The organism is Oleiphilus sp. HI0066 (genome assembly GCF_001635725.1).
Genome location: NZ_LWFH01001276.1, coordinates 1 through 1,155, shown reverse-complemented (window position 1 = coordinate 1,155; position 1,155 = coordinate 1). Strand labels below are relative to the sequence as shown.

At 47.0% G+C, this 1,155-nt stretch carries 1 protein-coding gene; it reads right to left on the bottom strand.

Features of this window, described 5'->3' with window-relative positions; all coding sequences use genetic code 11:
* Positions 1–25: 25 nt before the first annotated feature.
* A partial coding sequence (locus A3738_RS18420; protein ID WP_068763768.1) for an FAD-dependent oxidoreductase occupies positions 26–1,155 on the bottom strand: 1,130 nt, incomplete at its 5' end.

The window sequence follows — 1,155 nt, the reverse complement described above, 5'->3', positions numbered from 1 at the left end:
CTTATAGGCGAATCTAAATTATGTATTATTTGCGTTTCTTTCTGTTTGCTACGTGAATAGCGTGTCCTGAAACAGCTAAAGCCGCCTCGTGCACAGATTCAGAAAGCGTAGGGTGCGCAAACATTGTCAAACCAAGGTCCTCAGAACTAGAACCAAATTCCATCGCGATCACAGCTTGGGCAATAAGTTCAGACGCGCTAGGTCCAATGATATGCACTCCTAGAATGCGATCCGTTTCTTCATGCGCAAGAATCTTAACCATTCCCGCCGTCGCGTTTGTCGCCATCGCTCGGCCGCTTGCAGCAAAAGGTGCAATACCAACATTGTACGGAACGCCATCAGCTTTGAGCTGCTCTTCATTTTGACCACACCATGCTAGTTCTGGGTGCGTATAAATAACACCCGGAATAATATCGTAATTGACCTGCGTCTTTTGACCAGCAATACGCTCGGCAACCATGACGCCCTCTTCAGAACCTTTGTGCGCAAGCATTGGACCGCGAACAACATCACCGATCGCATAGACACCGGGCACATCAGTCTGGCAATGATCATCAACATAGATAAAACCGCGCTCATCCAAATTGATACCACTATCTGGAGACAACAAACCATCGGTAACAGGAGCTCGACCAACTCCAACGATTAACTTATCGACTTTAAGTTCTTGATCGCCTTTAGCATCTTTGTACTGAACGTTCACGAGACCGCGCTTAACATCTGTACCTTGAACCATAGATTTAAGACGAATATCGAGGCCTTGCTTCTTAAACTGCTTTAGCGCTTCTTTTGCGATTTGTTGATCAACAGCACTCAAAAACGTGTCCTGAGCTTCCAGAACCGTAACTTCCGATCCAAGACGAGCCCAAACGCTGCCTAGCTCAAGGCCAATAACGCCTGCGCCAATCACACCAACTCGTTTTGGAACTTCTGTGAATTCGAGAGCGCCCGTTGAGTCAACAATATACCCCTCAGTTATAGGGGCTGGCGGAATCTCAATAGGCTTAGATCCCGTTGCGATAATAACGTTTTCAGCCTCATAGCTTGAAACCTTCCCACCATTATCTGTCACTTCAACTTTCTTACCTGCTAGCACTTTTGCAGTACCGTGAATGGACGTTACGCCGTTCGCCTTAAAGAGCATACCAACGCCAC